Annotated in this window: 17 protein-coding genes and 1 pseudogene; 15 read left to right on the top strand and 3 right to left on the bottom strand. The window is 37.0% G+C overall.

Features of this window, described 5'->3' with window-relative positions:
* Positions 1 to 156: 156 nt before the first annotated feature.
* Positions 157 to 1,512 (bottom strand): FAD-dependent oxidoreductase, encoded by a 1,356-nt coding sequence (locus tag IE056_RS15010; protein WP_189605543.1) that lies wholly within the window; start codon positions 1,510 to 1,512, stop codon positions 157 to 159.
* Positions 1,513 to 1,687: 175 nt separating this feature from the next.
* Between IE056_RS15010 and IE056_RS15005 the strand changes: the two genes are divergently transcribed.
* From IE056_RS15005 to IE056_RS14995, 3 genes are all read left to right on the top strand, one after another.
* Entirely contained in the window at positions 1,688 to 2,338 is a 651-nt protein-coding gene (locus tag IE056_RS15005; protein WP_189605542.1) for a flavin reductase family protein, read from the top strand.
* A 199-nt stretch (positions 2,339 to 2,537) separates the two neighbouring features.
* Positions 2,538 to 2,693 carry a lmo0937 family membrane protein gene (locus IE056_RS15000; protein WP_189605541.1) on the top strand — a complete coding sequence of 52 codons (156 nt, stop codon included), beginning with the start codon at positions 2,538 to 2,540 and terminating at the stop codon, positions 2,691 to 2,693.
* A 116-nt stretch (positions 2,694 to 2,809) separates the two neighbouring features.
* Positions 2,810 to 3,568 carry an SDR family oxidoreductase gene (locus IE056_RS14995; protein WP_189605540.1) on the top strand — a complete coding sequence of 253 codons (759 nt, stop codon included), beginning with the start codon at positions 2,810 to 2,812 and terminating at the stop codon, positions 3,566 to 3,568.
* Positions 3,569 to 3,717: 149 nt separating this feature from the next.
* Here IE056_RS14995 and IE056_RS14990 read toward each other — a convergent pair whose 3' ends face one another.
* Both IE056_RS14990 and IE056_RS14985 read right to left on the bottom strand, forming a co-directional pair.
* Positions 3,718 to 4,455 carry an IS3 family transposase gene (locus IE056_RS14990; protein WP_229793780.1) on the bottom strand — a complete coding sequence of 246 codons (738 nt, stop codon included), beginning with the start codon at positions 4,453 to 4,455 and terminating at the stop codon, positions 3,718 to 3,720.
* Between the two features lie 56 nt (positions 4,456 to 4,511).
* Positions 4,512 to 4,868, bottom strand: a complete 357-nt coding sequence (locus tag IE056_RS14985; protein WP_189605539.1) for a transposase — start codon at positions 4,866 to 4,868, stop codon at positions 4,512 to 4,514.
* Between the two features lie 832 nt (positions 4,869 to 5,700).
* Here IE056_RS14985 and IE056_RS14980 point away from each other — a divergent pair.
* The 12 genes and pseudogenes from IE056_RS14980 (at position 5,701) to IE056_RS14925 (ending at position 17,944) form a co-directional block, all read left to right on the top strand.
* Positions 5,701 to 6,351 carry a hypothetical protein gene (locus tag IE056_RS14980; RefSeq protein WP_189605538.1) on the top strand — a complete coding sequence of 217 codons (651 nt, stop codon included), beginning with the start codon at positions 5,701 to 5,703 and terminating at the stop codon, positions 6,349 to 6,351.
* Positions 6,352 to 7,148: 797 nt separating this feature from the next.
* On the top strand, positions 7,149 to 7,628 hold the full coding sequence (locus IE056_RS14975; protein WP_189605537.1) for a UpxY family transcription antiterminator: 480 nt from the start codon (positions 7,149 to 7,151) through the stop codon (positions 7,626 to 7,628).
* A 296-nt stretch (positions 7,629 to 7,924) separates the two neighbouring features.
* Positions 7,925 to 8,310 (top strand): annotated as a pseudogene (locus IE056_RS14970) (IS110 family transposase); the annotation flags it as partial.
* 36 nt (positions 8,311 to 8,346) lie between these two features.
* On the top strand, positions 8,347 to 8,694 hold the full coding sequence (locus tag IE056_RS14965) for a hypothetical protein (protein WP_229793779.1): 348 nt from the start codon (positions 8,347 to 8,349) through the stop codon (positions 8,692 to 8,694).
* Positions 8,695 to 8,742: 48 nt separating this feature from the next.
* Positions 8,743 to 9,324, top strand: coding sequence for a transposase (locus tag IE056_RS14960; protein WP_262891469.1), 582 nt, complete (start codon positions 8,743 to 8,745; stop codon positions 9,322 to 9,324).
* A gap of 463 nt (positions 9,325 to 9,787) precedes the next feature.
* Positions 9,788 to 11,167: a nucleotide sugar dehydrogenase gene (locus IE056_RS14955; protein WP_189605534.1), complete on the top strand. Its 1,380-nt coding sequence runs from the start codon at positions 9,788 to 9,790 to the stop codon at positions 11,165 to 11,167.
* A gap of 18 nt (positions 11,168 to 11,185) precedes the next feature.
* A complete protein-coding gene (locus tag IE056_RS14950) occupies positions 11,186 to 12,496 on the top strand; it encodes a UDP-N-acetylglucosamine 1-carboxyvinyltransferase (RefSeq protein WP_229793778.1) in 1,311 nt (436 codons plus the stop codon).
* Positions 12,480 to 13,772: an oligosaccharide flippase family protein gene (locus IE056_RS14945; RefSeq protein ID WP_189605532.1), complete on the top strand. Its 1,293-nt coding sequence runs from the start codon at positions 12,480 to 12,482 to the stop codon at positions 13,770 to 13,772. Before IE056_RS14950 ends, IE056_RS14945 begins: the two co-directional genes overlap by 17 nt.
* 2 nt (positions 13,773 to 13,774) lie before the next feature.
* Complete coding sequence (murB, locus tag IE056_RS14940; protein WP_189605531.1) at positions 13,775 to 14,632, top strand: UDP-N-acetylmuramate dehydrogenase; 858 nt, start codon at positions 13,775 to 13,777, stop codon at positions 14,630 to 14,632.
* A gap of 1 nt (position 14,633) precedes the next feature.
* Positions 14,634 to 15,797, top strand: a complete 1,164-nt coding sequence (locus IE056_RS14935) for a glycosyltransferase family protein (protein ID WP_189605530.1) — start codon at positions 14,634 to 14,636, stop codon at positions 15,795 to 15,797.
* Positions 15,794 to 16,927 carry a CapA family protein gene (locus tag IE056_RS14930; protein WP_189605529.1) on the top strand — a complete coding sequence of 378 codons (1,134 nt, stop codon included), beginning with the start codon at positions 15,794 to 15,796 and terminating at the stop codon, positions 16,925 to 16,927. Before IE056_RS14935 ends, IE056_RS14930 begins: the two co-directional genes overlap by 4 nt.
* Before the next feature lie 3 nt (positions 16,928 to 16,930).
* On the top strand, positions 16,931 to 17,944 hold the full coding sequence (locus IE056_RS14925) for an ATP-grasp domain-containing protein (protein WP_189605528.1): 1,014 nt from the start codon (positions 16,931 to 16,933) through the stop codon (positions 17,942 to 17,944).
* Positions 17,945 to 17,947 lie beyond the last annotated feature (3 nt).

The following is a 17,947-nucleotide window of genomic DNA, read 5'->3' as shown; positions in this document are numbered from 1 at the left end:
TTAAAAATTCCAACTTTATTTACTTCAAAAATGTCATTCCGACGCAATGAGGAATCCCTTGTTAAGTAAAAATCCCCAAAGGAAACAGCCTCACTCCTTATCTACAGCTTCTTCAATACACTGCGATCCTTTCGGAATGACATCTTTAATTTCATTCTATTGAAACCGTTCCTCCTTCAGCAAAGAATGAATCTTTTCTTCAACTTCTTCTGAATCCCATTTGTCCCTGATATCCTTCATTTTCATCACCTCATCCATAATGGCAGCCTGCTGGTCGCCAATGTGCAAGGCTTCAGAATAAGGTTTATTTGAAAATGTGACCCTAGAATAAACCGGCACCCATTCTTTGGGATATTTTTCGGCAAATTTGCTTTCTATCTTTTTCCGAAGCAGGAATTTTTCATCGGCTGTCTTGCTGCTCATTTCCATAAAATTGCGGTAACTGAGTTCGGCAATTGCATCGGCATTAGGTTTTCTATACATCTCATATTGCCTGAAGATCGTGCTCCAATCATTACCATAAGCCTCCGAAAGCTCCATTAACCCGGTAATATCTTCAAATCCGGCATTCATTCCCTGTCCGTAAAAAGGCACGATTGCATGGGCGGCATCTCCCACCAGAGCCACTTTGTCGCTATATGTCCAGGGAAAACATTTTATTGTCACCAGTGCACTCGTAGGATTCCGGAAAAAATCCCGCATTAAATTGGAAATTTCGTTATTGATATCCGGAAAGAATCTTTGAAAGAACTCCTGCGCTTTGGCTTCTGTATTAATGCTCTCAAAAGAGTTTTCCCCTTCAAAAGGCATGAACAGGGTGCAGGTAAAGCTGCCATCAATATTGGGCATGGCAATAAGCATGAATTTTCCGCGGGGCCAGATGTGAAAAGAATTCTTATCCAGTTTATGGCTTCCGTCCTCATTTGCAGGGATGTTTAGCTCCTTATATCCCACATCAATAAAATGCTGGGAATAATTAAACCTGCTTTGGCGCTGCATCTTATGACGTATTCTGGAAAAAGCACCATCGGCTCCAAAAATCAAATCGAATTCGTACTGTTTCCACTCCCCTTTTTCAGATTCTCCTGTAAAAAGTTTCCCTTCGGAAAGTTCCACATCCCATATTTTTTCTTCAAACCTGAAGTGAACGCCCGCCTTTTCTGCCAAATCTATCATCCTTCTGTTAAGAACCCCTCGGGGAATGGAATAGATTGCTTCATCGTCTTTTCCATATTTCTGAAAATATGCAGGTTTATCATTCACATGCATCGCCCTTTGATACAAAGGAATGGCCAGTTTTCTTACCTCATCTTCAATTCCGGCCTCACGAAGCGCTTTCCAGCCCCTGTTGGACATCGCCAGATTTATAGAGCGACCCGAAAATTCGACCGTCCGCACATCAGGACGTCTGTCAAAAACAGTTACCTCGTGACCAGATCTTTTAAGTTGAATAGCCAAAAGAGTTCCTACAAGTCCGGAACCCACTATAGCTATGTTCTTTGAATGCTGCATCCAATTCGTTTAGTTCCCTGCAAATTTAATCAAAAGATTGGAGAATGGCAGCTGCAGCCGACGCAGGAAATACAATGGCTCGTAACCATTCTGGCTTTTTACAGGTTGTTTAACATGGGTTTTTAACGTTAAGCCCTAACTTTAATGTAAAATCTCAATTTTAAAACCATTTCTTATGGAACATGTGACTGAAAGTGATATTAAAAATATGGATAACCTTTACCGTCGCAACCTCATCAACAGTTGCACGGGTTACAAATCTGCCAACCTGATCGCGACCAAAGCTGAAAATGGCGCCACAAACGCTGCGGTTTTTAGTTCTGTTGTTCACGTGGGGAGCAATCCCCCATTGATCGGGTTTATCATGAGACCACCCACAGTTCCGAGGAATACCTATAAAAATTTACGTACTACCAGGTATTTTACCGTGAACCACATCCATGAAAACATGATTTCACAGGCACATCAAACTGCCGCACGTTATGAGCCTGGAATTTCAGAATTTGATGAGACTGGTCTGGAAAAAGAGTATCTGGATGATTTTTATGCCCCTTATGTGAAGCAGTCCACTATTAAACTGGGATGCAAATACGTTAATGAGTACCACATTAAGGAAAATGATACCATCATGGTAATCGCGGCAATTGAACATCTCTATTATGAACCCGGTATACAGATGCCCGATGGCTGGCTTCGTCTTGAAGACGCCGGTACAGTTGCAATAAATGGACTCGACGGTTATGCCTTACCCGTTCTTTTGGATAGATTCCACTATGCCAAACCGGGGCAGGAACTTAAATCTTTCTTTAAAAAAGATGAATCCTAAAAGAACTAAAAGCATCGTTAAACCTGAGTTAAAGGGCGCTGCACCCGTTTTACCATTATGTATCTTTATTATTAAATTGTTTTGGAAACAGTATTCTTTACCTTAAGAAATTAAAAAGTACTGAAAACAAACAATAAAGAACTAACCAAAACAAATGTAAATTTAACCGGTAACCTTTAGGTTACACAAACCAGAAATTATGAGAGATTTAGTTTGGCTTATCGTTGTATTATTAATCATTGGATGGTTAATAGGTTTCTTTGCTTTCCCCGATCTGGGAAGTATTATTCACATCCTGATCGTTATTGCAGTGATCCTTATTCTTTACAAACTGCTTACGGGAAGAAGCCTGTAGATCTTTAAATATTTAAAACTGAATAATCATCAGGCTGTTCTGAATCTTCGGAACAGCCTGATTTTTTTCTGAATAATCTGATTTTATCAACCTTTTTTAGACAATTATAAATGCCCATGTGGAACTTAGAAGGACAAACCGCTCTTATCACCGGCGGATCCAAAGGTATTGGCAGAGCAGCCGTTCAGGAATTTGTGGAACTTGGAGCAAAAGTACTATTTACAGCAAGAAATCCTGAAGATATAAAGAAACTGGAAGAAGAACTTCAGGCTAAGGGACATGACGTCACCGGCCTGGTGGCAGATGCTTCCAGAAATGAAGATTCTGAAAAGGTCGTGACGTGGATCGATAAAAATTGGGGTTCCCTGAACATCCTGGTTAACAATGCCGGAATCAATATTCGAAAGAAAGCTTTGGAATATTCTGAAGAAGAATTCCGGAAGATCCTGGAGATCAATCTTACAGCACCTTTTGAACTCAGCAGAAAATTACATCCTTTCCTGAAAAAGTCGGGCAACGGAAAAGTAATTAATGTATCCTCTGTGGCAGCCGCTCAGGATGTGGGTACCGGCACACCATACGCAATGTCCAAAGCCGGACTCCTACAACAAACCCGCAGCCTTGCAGTGGAATGGGCCGGCGATAACATCCGGGTAAACGCGGTTTCTCCCTGGTTCACCAAAACTCCGTTAACCAACGGACTGCTGCAACAAGAGGAACGCATGGATCCCATCATCCGTCGCACTCCCTTAAGCAGAGTAGCCGAAGCTGAGGAAATTTCTTCCATTATTGCTTTTCTGGCCATGGATAAAAGTTCCTATATCACCGGACAAAATATCATTGTCGATGGAGGAATGAGTGTGAATGCGATTTGAAGTTGACAGTAGACGGTAGAGTGTAAACGGTATGACCTTGCCTGAATATGGTTGCCTTTTTTCAGGTTAATAATTAATCTTAAATACAGGTCTTTGTCCAACACTTAACTGCTGAACAAAGTTTACAAATTCTTGTGGTTTTCTATTCTTTAGGAACCATGTGGCCGCTCGTCGTTGTACAAATAAATGACTTTTTTAATGATTTTCCGAGCCTCAGTTAAGGTTAAATCCACGTGTCTAAAGTCGACGTATTCGTTCTTGAGGATACCATTTAGGGATTCTGCATGAGCATTTTCCCAGGCTTTTCCACCCATACTGGGAGTGGATAGGTAATGGTTATGAAGTTTTTCCATCTCTTTTGAGCTGTATTGGCTGCCCTTGTCTGAATGAAATATAAGTCCTTTGAGTTCTTCTTCTGCAAGATCCTTTACCGCCATTTTAAAAGCCGGAACGACAGTTTCCCCGGTTGTCATATTTGCTGATAAGCTCCACCCTGATATTTTCCGGCTATAAACATCTAACACCAGAGTAAGGTAGTAATTCCCCTTGCTCCAAAATATATAGGTCAGATCACTCACCATTAGCTGATTTACCCTTCTTACTTCCAAACCACTGATTAGGTTGGGGTACCATTTCTTACCAGCATAAGTGGTCCTGTGGTAACTTTTCTTTTGCTTTATCCTGAAGCCGTTGGAGAGTAGGATGTCCTCAAAACGATCTCTACCTATTCCTTCAGGTTTAATTTCATAATATAGTTTTCTGCAACCCATTCTCCTATGGTCTTTTCGGATTTCAAAAGCAGAACTTATAACTTCCTGGGTGATTGCTGCTAATTTTCCCTGTTGTTTTACCCGCTTATAATGAGCTTGCTTGGTAATCCCAACCATTTTATACAAATTGCACAGAGTAAAATCAAAGCATGACTTATTCATTCGAAACCACTCTAGGACAGCCGTTTGTTCTTTTTTTCGATATCCTCCCCAGATCGATCTGAAGCAAATTCCACTACCTTCTCCAGGTAATCGATCCGCATTTGTTTCTGGCCAAGAGCTTGTTCTAGTTTATTGATCCTATCTTGTAGTTCCTTATTTTTCTTGCTTATACTCTTGTGTTCCACAATGACCCTGGTTCCTTTTTTATAAAGATCGGAATATTTTCTTAGCCACTTATAAACTGCTGTTCTGGTTACTCTATAGGTTCTGGAGACATCGGTGACAGAAAGCTCCCCTTGTTCAATTTTTTTAACTAAATCTAATTTTAATTCCGGACTAAAAATCCTTCTTACTTTGCCTTTTTTCATAGTTGAAAAGTTTGCGAAAAAGGGCAACCTATTTCAGTCCTAGTCAGTAGATTGTAGAATATTTAGTTTTCGTTTTTACCTTCCGCCCTGAAGGGGACAGAAAACCTCTGCAAAAAAGAAATCACAAATTACAAGCACCAAATTCCAAAAAAGAGCAAAACAACAACAACAACAACTTCATCACAGCTTCACTCCGTCACTTCATTACCAAGACAATGTCATGCTGAGCCCCGGCATAAAAATTTATATAGCGGAGGGAATTCACGAAAAAATTAGCTGATGAAATTGCTGTTAGGGGACTCTTTTTTGCAAGTGTATGTGCTTCCCCGGCGTTAAGAATTTTTGAAGCCTTGGAGAAAATTTAGCCGGGGAAGTACGGTTCTGATTTTGCGGTAGCAAAATTAGAAACACCTACAAAAAAGTGGCCTTTTTTTGGCTCGTTTTTTACTGCATCCGACGAGCACAGCGAGAGGAATGCATGCAAAAAAATGAACAATAGTTAAATCCTCACGAAATCTCCATCGAATAAAGGGACTGTTTGTGAGTAGAATCATGTCAATGGTAGCTGCCGCAGACGATTAGTCGAAGGATCTGGAGAGTTAGCAATATCCAATTGACCTCTGTGATTACCCTCCGTTCTAAAGGGCACAGAAAATTTCTGCTAAAAAAAATTCAAATAACATGTACAAAATCACAAAAGAATAAAACAACAACAACTTCATCACTGCTTCACTCCGTCACCTCATCACTTCACTTCATCACTAAAAATAAATTAATCCAAATTGAAAGAGCGAAATCAGTATCTTTATACTACCAACCTGTTTTTTAAGTCATGAAAAAAATAGTTCTCTTTTGCCTCTTCCCTATTCTGTTCACTAATTGCAATCAGAAAAATTCAGAAGAAAATCGGTCTATAACGGAAAAGATCGCATACGCCAACGGATTCGAAAATTTTGAAGATGTGGAAGAGATCCGTTATACTTTTAATGTACGCACCAACGACACGCTTCGCACCAGCAGAGCATGGTCCTGGCGGCCACAGGAGGACATGGTGACCCTCACCACTCCCGACAGTACTGTTACTTACAATCATAAATCTGAAGCTTCAGCACATCAGCAGACAGACCAGGGTTTTATAAATGATAAATACTGGCTGTTGTTTCCGTTCAATCTGGTTTGGGACGAAATGGATTATCAGCATGAAGAAGAATCCACTGCAGCAATTAGCGGAGAAAACCTTCAAAAGATAACTATTTCTTATCCCAACGAGGGAGGTTATACCCCCGGAGATTCTTACGAAGTTTATTTTGGAGACGACCACATTATAAGGGAATGGGTGTACATGTCAGGCGGAGATTCTGCTCGTGCTTTTGCCACTACCTGGGAAGATTACAAAAATTTTAACGGACTCAACATTGCCACAATGCACCGCAGTGAAGATGGCAATTTCGAGTTGTTCTTTACAGATGTGGCAGTAGAATAAACTCCTCTCCCATAGCTTTAAATGTTTTCTGCTTTTCGATATCCGTCAATACGACCTAGTCGCCACTCCAATGTCACCTCGAGCGCAGTCGAGAGGTCCCTTTAAAGCCTAAATTTCACTCCATTTTTATCTTTTCTGATAAAAGAAAACTAAGTAGCACTCCATCACAACATTACACATCACACCAGGTTAATGCGAGCGTGACGCTAGCGTAGCTTTAAATATTTCCTGCTTTTCAATATCATCAATACGCCCTAGTCACACTCTAATGTCACCTCGAGCGCAGTCGAGAGGTCCCTTTAAAGACTAATTTTCATTTCATCTTTTCTGAAAAAAGTAAACCAATTAGCACTCCATCACAACATTCCTCCTCACACTAGGTTTATGCGAGCGTCCCGCTCGGTAGCTTTAAATGTTTTCTGTTTTCGATATCCGTGAATGCGACCTAGTCGCACTCCAATGTCACCTCGAGCGCAGTCGAGAGGTTCATTCAAAACTAAAATTTCACTTCAATTTTTTCTTTTCTGACTACAGAAAACTAAATAGCACTCCATCACAACATTATTCCTTCACGCCAGTATTTATTTCTGCACACCAAGTTTTATGTGTATGTCCCGCTCGCACCTTGTACTGTCAAAAACCAAATCCTTCTTTTGCTTCGTCTCAATTATTCTTACATTTGCCTCCGGACAGGACACCTGTTCTGCTGAATAATATTTCTCCCACTCGTTAGAGAGACCCCTACTGCGAGAAAATTTGATATAATTTATTATACCTTATTAAAATAAACGGTTTAAATGTCGTGGTACGTCTTATATACTAAATCCAGATCTGAACAATCTGCATCTAAAGCTCTTGAAAAAATGGGCTTCGAAGTTTATTGTCCGTTGCACACCGAGGTCAAACAATGGAGTGACCGCAAGAAGAAAGTCACTTCTCCCCTTTTCAAATCCTATATTTTCATAAATCTGGAGGAAAAAGACCGGAACAAAGTTTTTGAAGTTCCGGGGGTAGTACGTTATCTGTACTGGCTGGGCAAACCGGCAATAGTCCGGGAGGAGGAGATCAGGACGATTAAGAACTGGCTTAATGGAGAAGAATACAAAGAAGTGGAAGTTAGCCACCTTTCTGCCGGCGACCGACTTACCATTGCCAACGGAAGCTTTAAAGGCCGTGAAGCCATCATTTCGGAAGTCGGAAAGCACCGCCTAAAATTAATCCTTCAGAGCCTGGAGCTGGTAGTAAGCGTACGGGTTTCAGATGCATTGAAGAAGTAAATTGATAGCTCAATTGCCTTTTACCAAACTTTTATAATAAAATAGCTTCCCGAATGTCATGCTGAGATTTGAGATAAAAAAATTTTATCTAGCGAAGGAATATGACGTTTGTGCATTAATTTTATAAGAAATTATAACCACAAAATGGCCGGTACTTGCATAGTGTTTTTATACCTGTGGCTGAGTATGGTTGCGGAAAATATTGTTAGCGTTGTTGGTGCTCAATACTTATTGATGCCCGAATGGTAGCCTTTCAGCTAAAAATTTTCCGATGTGGTTTTTGAAATATTTCTGTTATGAGAAAAATTCACACTCACGCAGCGGGTATTGATATTGGGGCTCGCAAAATTTTTGTCGGTCTTGAAGGTAAAGAAGTAAAAAGCTTTGAAACATTTACCGATGATTTGGAATTGGCTGCAGATTATTTGATTCAGAACAACATCTCTACAGTTGCTATGGAAGCAACAGGCGTTTACTGGATCATTTTATATAATATTCTGCAAGAAAGAGGAATCGATGTATGGCTTGTAGATGGCCGTAGCACCAAACAGTCCCGGGAAGAAAAACAGATGTAAAGGACTGCCAATGGATACAGCAATTACATAGTCATGGACTTCTGAACAGATGTTTTGTAGCAGAAGATCTTATTCAGGAATTGCGAAGTTACCAAAGACTACGGGATGACCACATCCGAAGTGCGGCTATGCATATAAACCATATGCAAAAAGCCCTCACCACGATGAACATACGCCTTAAAGAAGTAATAAGCCAGATTCACGGAGCTAGTGGGCTAAAGCTTATCAGAGCCATTTTAGCAGGTGAAAGAGATCCAAAAGTCCTGGTGGAGATGTGCGATTCAAGAATTTTAAAAACTAAGAAAGATCTTGTAATAAAATCATTAAAAGGACATTATAATGAAGCCGGGTTGTTTGCCCTGGAACAAGCAGTTACCTGTTATGATTTTTACCAGGTACAAATAGCTCGTTGGGATGAACAACTTGAAGAAGTGCTTAAAAAAATAAGTAGCGATAAGCCTATACAAGACTATAATAAAAAACCCCGATAAGCCATACGGCACCACAAACCTGATATAAAACACCTGGATCAATACCTTTTGACCGTCTTTGGGAAAAAAGATGCTACAGTATTACCCGGAATAACAGATTATAACTGGATGCAACTCCTGGCTGAAGTAGGAACAGATCTGAAAAAATGGAAAACAGAAAAGCATTTTACCTCTTGGTGGGGCCTTGCTCCCAAACAACATCATTCGAATAAACTGCGTAAAAATTATAAACCCAAAGGAAAACCAAAAGCAGGATTGATCTTCAAACAAGCAGCCACAAGCTTACTCAACAGCAAAAAAATAGCATTAGGAGCTTTCGGCAGAAAAATAAGGGCAAGAAAAGGACCAGTCCTGGCAATTAAGGCCGTTGCAAGAAAACTGGCAGAATTATATTGGAAGTTGTTCGTGAAAGGAATAAAAGAGTATGAGCAGAAAATCCTCTCCGCCCTAAAGGGTACAGAAAAAATTCTGCAAATAAGAAATACAAAAAAAAAAAACTACGAACCAAAAAATAAACAAATAATTAGATCCACTCTCACAACCTTTAAAATTCTTACAGCCCATTATCTATTCTTACTAATATTTTCTCAAAAACGTTCGAGTTTATTTCAAACCGCCCATTTAAATTAACAATATCTTTAAAATACTTCCTTCAGATTCTATGAGCATAATAATTCCTCACTCGTTAAGACTTTCCTTAAAACCCTTTGCAATACCTTTCCACAAATGGTGTCAATAGAAATTTATAAGATTTAACATTTATCATTTAAGTTAATGAAATGTGAAAGTATATATTTGCAGTTCAATTAAGAGAATTTACCTTTTATCGGTGTTTTCTAACACTTTGTCGATCTGAAACCCAAAGTCTGGGACTCAGAGCGGCGAAGCCGTTTAAAAAAGTGTTCAGTTCGAATTTTTCAGTCCATAGTAAAACCTCACGGAGTAGTAAGGCAGCATTGAACAGCAACGAAAGCAAAACATCATTAGGTTCACTTTTCAACTGACAACCGGTAACTCACAACTCACAACTGAGAAGCCGTCCCAGGAATCCCTTACATTCTTACGGCTCTCCAACAAAATATTTCAAAACCAGATGAATACAGAATCACCAAAAATAGCAGTCATAGGCCTTGGATATGTTGGCTTACCTTTAGCAAGGCTTTTTGCCACCAAATATCCGGTCATAGGTTTTGATATAAACAATGCCAGAATAGAGGAACTTCGAAAAGGTCACGACAGCACCCTTGAAGTAGAAGATGATGTGCTTCAGAGCGTATTGCTGACGAAATATCCATTAGCAGTTAAGAAAAGCGTTGCAGTAAACGAGCCTGCTGTTGCCGGCGACTGGGGAAAAGATAAAGCAGAAGTTACCCCGGCTGAAATTGGTGAAACTAGCAACGGACTTTATGTATCCCGGGAATTGGGAGACATCCAGGATTGCAACTATTACATCATCACGGTACCGACCCCCATAGATAAAAACAACCGACCCGATCTTACCCCGCTTTACAAAAGCAGCGAAAGTGTAGGCAAAGTTCTTAAAAAAGGAGATATCGTGATCTATGAATCTACTGTGTATCCCGGAGTAACCGAAGATGAGTGTGTACCGGTACTGGAAAAGACCAGCGGACTCAAATTCAATAAAGACTTCTATGTAGGTTATTCCCCCGAAAGGATCAATCCGGGAGACAAAGAACATACCGTAGAAAAAATATTAAAAGTTACGGCTGGGTCAACACCGGAAGTAGGTGAACTGGTAGATTACCTCTATAAGAGCGTGATAACTGCAGGAACCCACCTCGCTCCCACCATTAAAGTAGCTGAAGCCGCGAAAGTCATCGAAAACTCACAACGCGATATCAATATCGCTTTTGTAAATGAGCTGGCGAAGATCTTTAATAAAATGGACATTGATACAAACGATGTACTGGAAGCAGCTGGAACCAAATGGAATTTCCTTCCCTTTAGGCCGGGACTGGTTGGTGGCCACTGTATTGGTGTAGATCCTTATTACCTGGCGCAAAAAGCACAGGAGATGGGGTATCACCCGGAGATCATTCTGGCAGGTAGGAGAATGAATGATTCTATGGGGCAATATGTAGCTTCAGAAGTTATTAAATTAATGCTGAAAAACGATCTAAAGGTGAAAGGAGCCAACATTCTTTTATTAGGGATCACTTTTAAGGAAAATTGCCCTGATGTTCGAAATACCAAAGTAGTAGATGTGGTAAGGCATTTGGAAGAATATCAAACAAATGTCACAATCTTTGACCCATTAGCCAATCCTGCGGAAGTGAGGCATGAATATAACCTTGAAACCACCAAAAATTTGCCGCAACAAAAGTTTGATGCTGTGGTATTGACAGTGGCTCATAAAGAGTTTTTGAAGATGGAACTTGACTTTTTAAAAAATGAGGGTGCTGTGGTGTATGATGTGAAGGGGGTACTCGAACAGGTAAATGGAAAGTTATAATAACCAATAAACAAAATGATGAAAAATCTCACTGCAATAATAAAAGGAAAACAAATCCCACGAGGAAAGGTCAAAGTAAGTGGAGCAAAAAATGCAGCCACAAAACTTTTGGCAGCTGCCTTGATCTCAGATGAGAAAGTAAAACTTGAAAATTTCCCCACTGAATTAGTAGATGCTCAATATAAATTCCAGTTCATAAATGACTATGGTGGTTTTTTAAATATTGATAGAAAGCTTGAAACAATTGAAATTGAATCTAATAACTTAAAAGATATTGTTTTAGATGATTACAATTATCATTTCAGAACAACATATCTGTTAGTAGCTGGTTTTATTAAAAAAAAGGGTATAGCAAGAATTCCCTACCCGGGTGGGTGCAAGATTGGAACTCGGGGCTATGACCTGCACATTATGGTATGGGAAAAGATGGGGGCAACAGTTGAGGAGAAGGAGGGGTATATAGAAGTAACCGCGCCGAATGGTCTCACACCTACAGAAATAGATTTTCCAATTTCTACCATTGGGGGAACTGAAAGTGCTTTAATATGTGCTTCTATAGCATTTGGAAAAACAATCATAAGAAATGCTTACATATCTCCTGAAGTAGAAAATTTAATAGATTTCCTTAAAACAATGGGGGTTAAAATTCAGGTAGTTGGAAATAGTTATATAGAAGTTATAGGTAAAGAATATTTACAAGGGTCTATTTTTCGAGTCATGCCTGATAGAATTGAAGCTATTACTTGGATAGTTTATGGTATTCTCAGTGGTGGAGATATTACGGTAGAGGATGTTCCTTTCGATTCAATGAAAATTCCGCTCATTCATTTGTATGAAGCTGGAATTGATTTTTACAAGAACAGTAAAAATGTTCATATTACGCCCGATTGTTTACAAAACGGAATTATACAACCATTTGAACTAGCTACCGGAACTCACCCCGGAATTATTTCTGATATGCAACCTTTCTATGTGCTACTAGGATTACATGCAGACGGGATAAGCAGAATTTACGATTACAGATATCCGGAAAGAATAAAATATTGTGAAGAACTTTCCAAATTTTACTCTGAACAAATTAAATGGGAGAAAGGATCCATTAGTACTTATGGAAGACACATGGTTACTCCTAAGAAAGCTACTGTGATCTCAACAGATCTTAGAGGGAGTATGGCCTTAGTTATAGCAGCACTTTTAAGTGATGGCACTTCCATAATTTCCAATGTAGAAATGGCATTGAGGGGATACAATAAGTTAGAAGAAAAATTACAGCAACTTGGAGTGAATATTCTCATAAAAAAGAACAAAGAAGTTGTCCAGCTTTCTTAAAGATCTACTAAGTATAGGGTTAAGCAAGGGAGGAGTTATAATTTTCAGCCTCTTACAAGGTGTCATCATTGCCAGATGGTTAGGACCAGAACTTAACGGTGTAATCTCAGCCTTATTAGTATATCCATCTTTGTTTATGACAATTGGTTCTTTAGGAATCAGACAATCAACAACGTATTATATAGCCAAAGGTTTATTTACTGAAAAACAAATTAAAGCGGCAATAAGTCAGATTTGGATATTTACAACTATTATCAGTGTTATAGGATCCTATTTTTTAATAACAAATTTTTCAAATTCAGGAAGCAATTTAGTTTTGGTCATACTAGCACTTCTTCCTATACCTTTTGTACTATTCAACACTTATAACTCTGGTGTGTTTTTAGGTAAAAATCAAATTCAAACTTTTAATAAAATAAATTGGTTGCCACCTTTATTTGTTTTAATTGGGACAATAATTTTAGTAATTGTTTTTGAATTATCCATTAGGGGGGCTATGATTTCTTTAATTTTTGGTCCCGCTTTAATGAGCATAATCATGCTTTTTAAAAATGACTTTTTACAAGCATTTTCTATAAAGTTTGAAATAAGGGTAATTAAATCATTATTATCGTTAGGAATTGTTTACGCCCTAGCCCTGCTAGTCATAAATCTAAATTACAAACTAGATATCATTTTACTCGACAAATTTTCAACAAATTATGAGACTGGTATTTACGGAAAAGGAGCGGGTTTAATTCAATATTTGTGGCAAATTCCTATGCTTTTAAGTACAATCGTTTTTGCAAGAAGCGCTATAGCAAAAAATCAGCAAGCTTTTTCTATCAAGGTCTGCCAGTTACTTAGAGTTTCTATAATAATAATTGGGTTGGCGAGTGTTTTCCTGGGATTTTTAGCACCATTTATAATTAATTTATTATACGGCGCAAAATTTATTGATAGTGCAGATGTTCTAATTTACTTAATTCCTGGAGTTGTTTTGCTGACAATTTTTAAAGTTCTTAATATGGACATGGCAGGTAGAGGAAAGCCTTGGATTTCCTTAAAACCTATGGTGCCGGCCCTTATTGTAAATGTGATTTTAAATATTTTATTGATTCCTCGTTACGGGGCAAATGGAGCTGCTGTTGCTTCGACATTAAGTTATAGTCTTGCGGCAATTCTCTTTTTACATTTTTATAGTAAGCAAGTTGAAATTCCAGTAAGGGAAATCCTTGCATATTCTAAATCAGATTTTAATCCTTTTTTTTCCATCCTTAAAAAGAACCCTAATTAAACGTGATAATTAAAGAAAATTTCGATTTATCAGCATATAATGCCTACGGTTTAAAAGTCCATTGTGCAAAAGCAATATTCCCTGAGACTGAGGAAGAATTGGTCAATTTATTCCGTGAAGAATTGGACCAGCCAAGAATAATTTTAGGGAATGGAAACAATGTTATACTTGGTAAGTCTTCTTACGAACAAAGTTTTATAATTTTTAATGGTTCCTTCAATAAAATTTGGATTGATAAAAATCATATTATTGCTCAAGCGGGAGCAACATTAGAGCAATTTAGTGTTTCTGCGCTAAATAATAATCTTTCAGGTGCCGAGATTTTTTATGATATTCCCAGTTCGGTCGGTGGGGCCGTGGTAATGAATGCTGGAGCAAGCGGGGAAGAAATTAAAAATATTCTTTTTAAAGTTAGATATCTCGATTTAGAAGATTTACAGGTTAAAGAAATTTTTAAAGAGGATATCGGTTTTGAGTACCGAAATAGTTTTTTTCAAAAAAACACCGATAAAATTGTTTTAAAGGCCTGGTTTAACTTGAGACCCGGGAATAGAGAAACTATTAGTTTAAAAATGGATGCCACAAAGGCTAATCGATGGGCCAAACAACCTCGTAATTATCCAAATTGCGGTAGTGTATTTAAAAGACCTCAAGGGAAATTTGTCGGCCCAATGATAGATGAGTTAGGATTGAAAGGTTTTACTATTGGTGGTGCCCAAGTTTCTGAAAAGCACAGTGGTTTTATTGTGAATCTTGGTGGGGCTACAGGTGAGGATATTTTAGATCTCATTAAGCACATTCAGAACAAAGTAAAAGATAAGTTTGACATACTGCTTGAAGTAGAACAGAGAATTATTTAATATGAAAATACTTTATTTTATCTCAGTTCTTGGTCATGGAAGGGGAGGACATTTTCATAGTTTAAATCATATATCTGCTAAAATTGGAGAGGAACATAATATAAAAATAATTTCAATTGGGCCTGGAGAAAGCGAAGTGGTCGAGTCAAATCCATTTTTTTATAAACATATTAATTTTAACGGCTTGAATTTTCTCCAGCTTCGAACAGTTATAAATGCAATCCGAAAAAGTTTTAATCCTGATATTTTTCACTGTTTTGATATCAATAGTTATAATTTAATTCGATTATTTATTTCTACAGAATATAATGTTCTGATTGTAAATAAATGTGGTGGACCCAATTCCTTAAACTTTCCGTTTATCCCTAATTTAATTCTATTCAGTAAGGAAAATTTTGATTTTTTTAATATTCAAAAAAAATATCAGGAATCTACTTTAAATTTAATTCCCAATAGAGTTTTACCAGTACAAATAGAAGAGAATAATTTAATTCAAAAAGATCCATCTATTTTTACTTTTGTTCGAATCTGCCGGATTGGAAGATCATATTATAAAAGTCTAATAGACTCAATTACTTTAATTGAAAATTTAATATTACATAATGTAAAAAATGTTCGTTTAATTGTAATTGGAACGATTGAAGATGAAAATGTTTACAAATTTCTATGCCAACATAAATTAGTACAAGAAAAGAAAATTGTAATACTTATTAATGAGGTATACACAAAAGAAGCCTCTAAAATGCTTTATTTGGCAGATGCGGTTATAGGTACAGGAAGAAATTTGATGGAATCTGCCTCTCTTGGTATTCCAATTTTGACGATAAATTCAAAAGATAATATTCCTATTTTATTAAATAAATCTAATTTTCAAGATGCTTTTAAAACCAATTTTTCGGAGAGGAATGAATTTGACAATTATCACAAAAAAATTAACCTTCAAGCAATAATTAGGGCTGTTGAAGATCCAGAGTACTATCAAAAGTTATGTTTGTTTTCCAAAGAGGTTTTTGATAAATATTTTAGTTTGCAGACTGTAAAAGAAGCATATCCTGATATTTATAGGAAGGCCATTTACAGCGATAAAAAAATCATTCAGGACAAAAGAAGTATTATACGGAGTTTTTTTCTCTTTTTTAAAAATCACAAAAGGAAGGCGATATGAAAATCTTAGTAGGAGGTGACTTTTTTGTTGATGATAAGTTTAAAGATAAATTATTACTTTCTGAGGGAATTACAGAATTTTTTCAATCTTTTGATTCTACAATTCTAAACCAAGAGTCACCTATTACAAGATGTGGAAAGAGAAATAAAATAATTAAAACTGGTCCACATTTGAAAACTTCGGAATCTACAATTATACCAGTTTTGCAGGCTTTGAACATAAATCTGGTGACATTAGCTAATAATCATATAATGGATTATGGTAGTAAAGGTTTGGAGGATACACTGGATTCATTGATAAATAACAATATTAGCTATACTGGAGTAGGAAAAAATTCAAAAGAAGCGTGTAAACCATTTTCCTTACAAAAAAATGGTATGTCTGTAGGAATTATAAATTTTGCTGAAAATGAATGGGCATCTGCATCTGATTTTCATGGCGGAGCTTCACCTATGGATGTGATAGAGAATGTAAAACAAATTAAAACTGCTAAGGAAAATCATGATAAGGTTATATGTATAATTCATGGAGGTCATGAATATTATAACTTACCAAGTCCAAGGATGCAGAAACAGTATAGGTTTTATGCAGAAAATGGCGCTGATTTAATTATATGTCACCATCCACACTGTATCAGTGGGTACGAAATTTATAATCAAGTGCCGATTTATTATAGTCTTGGTAATTTTCTTTTCACTAAACAAAGTAGTTTTGATGACTGGTATTTGGGTTTAATTCTGGAAATAAATATTTGTAAGGATGGAAAATTAAATACAGTGTTACATCCAGTAAAACAGAGTAAAACGGATTTCTATTTAGAATTAGTGAAAAATGAGGAAAAACATGCTGTTTTAGAAAGGGTTTCTAATTATAGTCAAATAATTCGAAACGAGAAATTTCTTCATAAACATTGGCAGATTTTTATAGAAAAGAATTCTAATGCATTCCTAAATCTGTGGTCTCCTATTTCCTTTATTACCAACCGGTATCTTAAGGCAATTTTATACAAAACTAAAATCCCAGTTTTATTATCTTCCCGTTATGGAAACGCCTTAAAACTAAATTTAATTAGATGTGAGGCTCATGCAGATTTATCTAAAGAGATTCTGGCGAAAAGGACAAAATCTTAATTTATGCATATAGCTATTCACCACAGCGAAGGAAGTTTTTCAGGTCGTTGGATTTCTTATTGTCAGGAAAAAAAGATACCATATAAAATAGTCAATTGCTATGATACTAATATCAATGACCAGATTAAAGATTGTGATATTTTAATGTGGCATTATCATCATGGAAATTTCAAAGATGTTTTATTTGCCAAGCAACTGTTATTTTCCATGGAGCAAGCAGGGAAAAAGGTTTTTCCTAATTTTAATACATCCTGGCATTTTGATGATAAAGTAGGGCAAAAATATTTATTGGAGGCTGTGGGTGCTCCATTAGTTTCTTCTTATGTTTTCTATGAAAAGAAAACGGCGAAAGTATGGGTGAATCAAACAAGCTTTCCAAAAGTTTTTAAATTACGAGGTGGAGCAGGAGCACAAAATGTAAGTTTAATTAGTGATAGAAAAGCTGCCTTAAAAAAAATAAAAATTGCATACGGTAAAGGCTTTTCGCAATTTAACCGTTTATCATATTTTATTGATACTATAAATAAGTATAAAGCTAGAATAGTTAAGTTTGATAAAGTAATAAAGTCCTTTGGCCGTTTATTTATTGGAACGGAATTTAATAAATGGAAAGGAAAGGAAAGAGGTTACTTTTATATTCAAGATTTTATTCCTAACAATAATTCTGATATTCGAGTTATTGTAATTGGAAAAAAAGCATTCGCAATTAAACGTCTGGTTCGACAAGGGGATTTTAGAGCCTCAGGAAGCGGGAAAATTTTATACTTAGACGAATCAACTATTGATAAAAGAACCCTTGAAATAGCTTTCGAAACATCTGAAAAACTTAATGCCCAATGTATTGCTTATGATTTTGTGTTTGACGAAAACAATAAGCCATTAATTGTTGAAATCAGTTTTGGTTTTGCTTCCCAAGCCTATGATCTATGTCCGGGGTTCTGGGATAATAATTTGAAATGGAATAAAGAAAAGTTTGTTCCTCAAGACTGGATGGTTGATGTTGTTATTCATAATTGATTA

The sequence above is a fragment of the Salinimicrobium marinum genome (genome assembly GCF_014651535.1).
Classification (GTDB): domain Bacteria; phylum Bacteroidota; class Bacteroidia; order Flavobacteriales; family Flavobacteriaceae; genus Salinimicrobium; species Salinimicrobium marinum.
This window is presented reverse-complemented; position numbering and strand designations above follow the sequence as displayed.

What these genes read in the sequence shown, in the direction of transcription:
- IE056_RS15010 (WP_189605543.1), bottom strand. Translation starts at nt 1,512, where the DNA reads ATGCAGCATTCAAAGAACATAGCTATAGTGGGTTCCGGACTTGTAGGA.
- IE056_RS15005 (WP_189605542.1), top strand. Translation starts at nt 1,688, where the DNA reads ATGGAACATGTGACTGAAAGTGATATTAAAAATATGGATAACCTTTAC.
- IE056_RS15000 (WP_189605541.1), top strand. Translation starts at nt 2,538, where the DNA reads ATGAGAGATTTAGTTTGGCTTATCGTTGTATTATTAATCATTGGATGG.
- IE056_RS14995 (WP_189605540.1), top strand. Translation starts at nt 2,810, where the DNA reads ATGTGGAACTTAGAAGGACAAACCGCTCTTATCACCGGCGGATCCAAA.
- IE056_RS14990 (WP_229793780.1), bottom strand. Translation starts at nt 4,455, where the DNA reads ATGGTTGGGATTACCAAGCAAGCTCATTATAAGCGGGTAAAACAACAG.
- IE056_RS14985 (WP_189605539.1), bottom strand. Translation starts at nt 4,868, where the DNA reads ATGAAAAAAGGCAAAGTAAGAAGGATTTTTAGTCCGGAATTAAAATTA.
- IE056_RS14980 (WP_189605538.1), top strand. Translation starts at nt 5,701, where the DNA reads ATGAAAAAAATAGTTCTCTTTTGCCTCTTCCCTATTCTGTTCACTAAT.
- IE056_RS14975 (WP_189605537.1), top strand. Translation starts at nt 7,149, where the DNA reads ATGTCGTGGTACGTCTTATATACTAAATCCAGATCTGAACAATCTGCA.
- IE056_RS14965 (WP_229793779.1), top strand. Translation starts at nt 8,347, where the DNA reads ATGCAAAAAGCCCTCACCACGATGAACATACGCCTTAAAGAAGTAATA.
- IE056_RS14955 (WP_189605534.1), top strand. Translation starts at nt 9,788, where the DNA reads ATGAATACAGAATCACCAAAAATAGCAGTCATAGGCCTTGGATATGTT.
- IE056_RS14950 (WP_229793778.1), top strand. Translation starts at nt 11,186, where the DNA reads ATGAAAAATCTCACTGCAATAATAAAAGGAAAACAAATCCCACGAGGA.
- IE056_RS14935 (WP_189605530.1), top strand. Translation starts at nt 14,634, where the DNA reads ATGAAAATACTTTATTTTATCTCAGTTCTTGGTCATGGAAGGGGAGGA.
- IE056_RS14930 (WP_189605529.1), top strand. Translation starts at nt 15,794, where the DNA reads ATGAAAATCTTAGTAGGAGGTGACTTTTTTGTTGATGATAAGTTTAAA.
- IE056_RS14925 (WP_189605528.1), top strand. Translation starts at nt 16,931, where the DNA reads ATGCATATAGCTATTCACCACAGCGAAGGAAGTTTTTCAGGTCGTTGG.